Source organism: Streptomyces phytophilus (assembly GCF_013870535.1).
GTDB lineage: Bacteria > Actinomycetota > Actinomycetes > Streptomycetales > Streptomycetaceae > Streptomyces > Streptomyces phytophilus.
This window is the reverse complement of the sequence record NZ_JACBXC010000429.1, coordinates 1-4,600: the sequence shown is the minus strand read 5'-3', so window position 1 is coordinate 4,600 and position 4,600 is coordinate 1. Positions and strand designations below refer to the sequence as shown.

The 4,600-nt window shown below is 71.7% G+C and carries 4 protein-coding genes and 1 tRNA gene; 1 reads left to right on the top strand and 4 read right to left on the bottom strand.

Translation table 11 applies throughout. The features are described from left to right. The 4 genes from H5J30_RS18505 to H5J30_RS18490 form a co-directional block, all read right to left on the bottom strand. Window positions 1-730 (bottom strand): beta-ketoacyl [acyl carrier protein] synthase domain-containing protein (locus H5J30_RS18505; RefSeq protein ID WP_181788526.1); only part of this gene is annotated, 730 nt, incomplete at its 3' end. 135 nt (window positions 731-865) lie between these two features. Beyond that, on the bottom strand, window positions 866-2,137 hold the full coding sequence (locus H5J30_RS18500) for a cytochrome P450 (protein ID WP_181788525.1): 1,272 nt from the start codon (window positions 2,135-2,137) through the stop codon (window positions 866-868). A 61-nt stretch (window positions 2,138-2,198) separates the two neighbouring features. After that, the gene (locus tag H5J30_RS18495; protein ID WP_181788524.1) at window positions 2,199-3,491 is read right to left on the bottom strand and encodes a cytochrome P450; all 1,293 of its coding nucleotides are present in this window, start codon (window positions 3,489-3,491) and stop codon (window positions 2,199-2,201) included. Between the two features lie 292 nt (window positions 3,492-3,783). After that, window positions 3,784-3,867: transfer RNA gene (locus H5J30_RS18490), tRNA-Leu, on the bottom strand. 363 nt (window positions 3,868-4,230) lie between these two features. Here H5J30_RS18490 and H5J30_RS18485 point away from each other — a divergent pair. Next, window positions 4,231-4,600, top strand: a 370-nt coding sequence (locus H5J30_RS18485; protein ID WP_181788523.1) for a DUF3662 domain-containing protein, incomplete at its 3' end; no start/stop codon positions are given.

Sequence of the window (4,600 nt, the reverse complement as noted above, 5' to 3'; positions counted from 1 at the left end):
GGACGACGATGCCGCCGCCCTCGCCGCGTACGTAGCCGTTGGCCCGCGCGTCGAACACGCGGCAGCGGGCGTCGGCGGCGTCGGGCGAGAGGGCGCCGAAGAGTTCGGCTGCGGCGAACCCCTCGGCGAGGAGGTTCAGCTGGACGCCGCCCGCCACGGCGAGGGTCGACTCGCCGTCCAGGAGGCTCCGTACGGCCAGGTGCACGGCGGCGAGACCGGAGGACTGGGCGGTGTCGACGGAGAGGCTGGGGCCGCTCAGGCCGAGGAGGTGCGACAGGCGGTTGGCGAGGGCCGCGCGGCTCAGGCCGGTGGTGCTGTGCGCGGACAGGGCGCCGGCGGCGTGCTGGAGCCGGGCGTAGTCGTCGGTCATCGCGCCGACGAACACCCCGGTAGGGCTGCCGTGCAGCCGGCCGGGCCGTAACCCCGCGTGCTCCAGCGCCTCCCAGGCCAGTTCGAGCGCGAGGCGCTGCTGCGGGTCCACGGCGGCGGCCTCGCGCGGTGACATGCCGAAGAACGCGGCGTCGAACCGGTCGACCCCGTCGAGGAAGCCGCCGTGGGCGCCGTCGGGCAGGCCGCGCCCGGCGGGCGCCGGCGCGACCGCGTCCACGCCGTCGCGCAGCAGCCGCCAGAACGCCCCCGGGTCCGCCGCCCCGGGTACCCGGCAGGCCATTCCCACCACGGCGATCCGGCGATCGGCCGGCACGCCCGCTCTACCACTTCTCTCGCTCATGACTCCCCCGTACGATCCGGCGGGCAGGCGCGGCGTGGGCTGCGGGCGCGCGACATCGTCGCGCCGCGCCCCAGCCGGCTCACGGCCGCGCCGCCGCGCCGCCTGCTCCGTGGTGCCCTGCGCCGAAAGGTGCGTTCAGCCTGCCGGTGCAACGCGCACGGGCAGCTCCTTCAGCCCGCGCGTGATGATGTACGGCGCCCGGGGCGGCTCGTCGGTCGCCAGCTCCAGGTCGAGCGCCGTGAGCTTCGCCACCGCCGCCTGCGCGGCGAGCCGGGCGATGGGCGCGCCGACGCAGAAGTGCACGCCGAGCCCGAAGCCGAGGTTCCGGCCGGCGGGGCGCGACAGCAGCAGCGCGTCGGGGTCGTCGTAGACCTCGGGGTCGCGGCTGGCGGCCCCGATCATCAGCATGACCTGTTCGCCGGCGGCGATCGGGACGCCCGCGACCTCGGCGTCCTCCAGCGCGACCCGGGAGATCATCTGTCCGGGCGGGTCGTAGCGCAGCATCTCCTCGACCGCGGCGGGCACCTCCTCCGGGTGCGCGCGCAGCCACGCCGCCTGCTCGGGGTTGCGCAGCAGGGCGTACATGCCGTTGCCGACGAGGTTCACGGTGAGCGCGAACCCGGCGGACAGCAGGAGGGTGAGGGTGACCACGAGTTCGTGGCCGGTGAGCTTGCCGTCGGTGCCCTCGGCGGCGACCAGCTCGCTGATCAGGTCCCCGGTGGGCGCGGCCCGGCGCTCGTCGGCGAGCGTGCCGAAGTAGGCGTTCAGCTCGGCGCGGGCGCTGTCGCGGCGGGTGACCTCCTCGGGCGTGAGGAAGAAGCTCGGGTCGAGGCCGTGGGCGATGTCGTTGGACAGCGCGCGGAACCGCTCGTGCTGCTCCGCCGGTACGCCGAGGAGTTCGCCGAGCAGGATCGCGGGCAGCGGGTGGGCGACCGCGTCGATCAGGTCGACGGGGCCGTCGCCGGCCTCGGCCCTGGCCTTCTCGATCAGCTCGTCGACCAGCTCGCCGGCGCGGGTGCGCAGCGCGTCGATGCGGCGCGCGGCGAACGCCTGGCCGACCAGGCCGCGGATGCGGGTGTGGTCCGGCGGGTCCATGAAGATGAACGGGCGCACGGTGGTGCCGTCCGGCGCCTGGCTGAAGTGCTCGGCCACGGTGGCGCCGTCGCCCCACCCGAACCGGTTGTCGCGCAGCACCGCGGAGACCTCGGCGTGCCCGGGGACCACGACGAGCCCCAGGGGCGTACGCGTCACGGGGCCCTGCTCGCGGATCTTGCGGTAGACGGCGTAGGGGTCGGCGTGGAACGCCGGGTCGAAGGGGTCGAAGGGCAGCAGCTGCGAGAAGATCGCCGGATCGATCGCCGCCTCCGCCCCGCTCGCCCCTTCCTCGGTCGCTGATGTTTCCGACATGCTCAATTGCTCCCCGTTGTGATGGTGAAGTCCGTGAAGTCCCGTTACGCGGTGGTCGGTGTCAGGCCGTACGGGCCGGCACCAGCTCGACGGGCATCCGCAGGACGACCGTGTGCTTGTTGCTCGGGGCCCAGACCACGTCGCCTTCGAGCCTGATCTCGGCCACCTGGTCGAGCAGTTCTTCCAGCAGCACGCGCATCTCGATCCGCGCGAGCTGCTCGCCGAGGCAGGAGTGGGTGCCGTGGGCGAACGCCAGGTGCGGGTTGGGGGAGCGGCGGATGTCGAAGGCCGCGGGGTCGTCGAAGACCTCGGCGTCCCGGTTGCCCGACGCCCACCAGAAGGTGATCTTCTCGCCCGCCTTGATCTCCGTGCCGCGGAAGACGGTGTCGCGCAGCGCGGTCCGCCTGTTGTACGGCGTGGGGCTGGCCCAGCGCAGCATCTCGTCGATGGCGCCGGGCAGCAGGGAGCGGTCGGCGCGCAGGTCCTGCCACTGCCCGGGGTGCTGGGCGAGGGCCAGGATGCCGGTCGCCAGCGCGTTGCGCGCGGGCTCGCTGCCGGCTATCAGCACCAGGCAGAAGAACGCCTCGCGCTCGTACTCCGAGAGCGGCTCCTCGCCCTGGCCGGCGGGGATGTCACCGTGCGCCAGCACGGACATCAGGTCGTTCGCCGGCGGGCCGGCCGCCGCGCGCTTCTGTGCGAGCAGCTTCTTGCTGTACTCGTACATCGCGTACTGGGTCTCGGTGGAGGTCTGGTTGACCTTGCCGGAGCGGCGCTCCTCGAAGCCGGCGAGGGTCTCCCCCCACTCGATGAGCTGCGGCACGTCCTCCTCGGGCGCGCCCAGCACCTTCCCGACACACTCGATGGTGTACGGCGCGGTGAGGGCCGGCTGCAGGTTCACCCGGCCCTGCGCGACCGCCTTGCCGACGAGCCGGGCGGCGATCTCACGCCATTCCGCTAACCGCGCCTCGACGGCCTGCCGGGCGACGGGCGGGCCGACCAGGTCCTTGAACATCCGGTGCCGCGGGTCGTCCTGCATGTTGATCAGTGCGCCGGCGTGCACGCCGGGCTTCAGGTCGTCGATGTGCGTCCCGCCGCCCTCGCGCCCGACGCCGCCCTTCGAGGAGAACACCGGGTCCTCCGCGGCGGCCTTCAGGTCTGCGTGCCGGGTGACGACCCAGAAGCCCTCGCCGTCCACCGTGGTGCCCGGCGGGTGCCACAGCACGGGGGCCTCTTCGCGCAGGCGCACGAAGACCTCGTGCGGGAAGCCGTCGGTGAACCGCGTCTGATCGGTGAGGTCGAAGCCCTCCAGCACCGCCGGGAGCTCCGTGGAATCCCGCCCCTGATGCCCCGTCATTTCACTCCTCCCGCGGCCAACCCCCTTGGCCGCCACCCCGTTTGAGACGTCTCAGTGAAATCGCGTTCGAGTGTGTGGGATCACATCTGGGCTTGTCAAACAGTTACGTTTTGTTCTCTTTTCCCCCCGGAACCGGACGCTCACCACCCGGATCGTCACGGAGAGCGACATCCGCACCTCCACCGGGTGGATGCCCTGTACACACAGCAACGAACCCCTGTTTCGGATCTCTCCGAAACAGGGGTTCTGTCGTTCGAGGTCAAAGGCAATAACACACTATTGCCCTCATGTGTGCGCGAGGGGGGAGTTGAACCCCCACGTCCTTTCGGACACTGGAACCTGAATCCAGCGCGTCTGCCTATTCCGCCACCCGCGCAATGGGTGCGCCGTACGCGGCCACAAGTCCCGCCCCGGCGTCGTGCTGACGTCAGGAAGCGTAGCACGCAGCCCGGGCCCGAATCACATCCGATTTGCCCGCACCGCGACCGCTCGGGGCCGGTGGTGCGGGACACTGGCAGGAGCCGCCCGTACCATCCCAGGGGACGCCTGGGCGGACGGTGGAGGAGCAGGGCCGGACGGCGCGAGACAGGTGTGAGAGAGGACACCGCGCACCGGCGGCGGGGACCGGGAACCAGTCCATTCCCCCGCGCGTGGATACGATCAGCGTGCAGTTTCGAGCAGCATGTTCGAGGGCCCGGCGGGAAGGCCCGTAGAGAGGACGCAGGAGAGGAGGTGCCCCGTGGGAGTACTCAAGCGCTTCGAGCAGCGTCTGGAGGGTCTCGTCAACGGCACCTTCGCGAAGGTGTTCAAGTCCGAGGTGCAGCCGGTGGAGATCGCCGGCGCCCTGCAGCGCGAGTGCGACAACAACGCCACGATCTGGAACCGCGAGCGCACGGTCGTGCCCAACGACTTCATCGTGGAGCTGAGCGCCCCCGACTACGACCGGCTCGCGCCGTACTCCGGCCAGCTGGGCGACGAGCTGGCCGCCATGGTCCGCGACTACGCCCAGCAGCAGCGCTACACCTTCATGGGCCCCATAAAGGTGCACCTGGAGAAGGCCGAGGACCTCGACACGGGGCTCTACCGGATCCGCAGCCGCACCCTGGCCG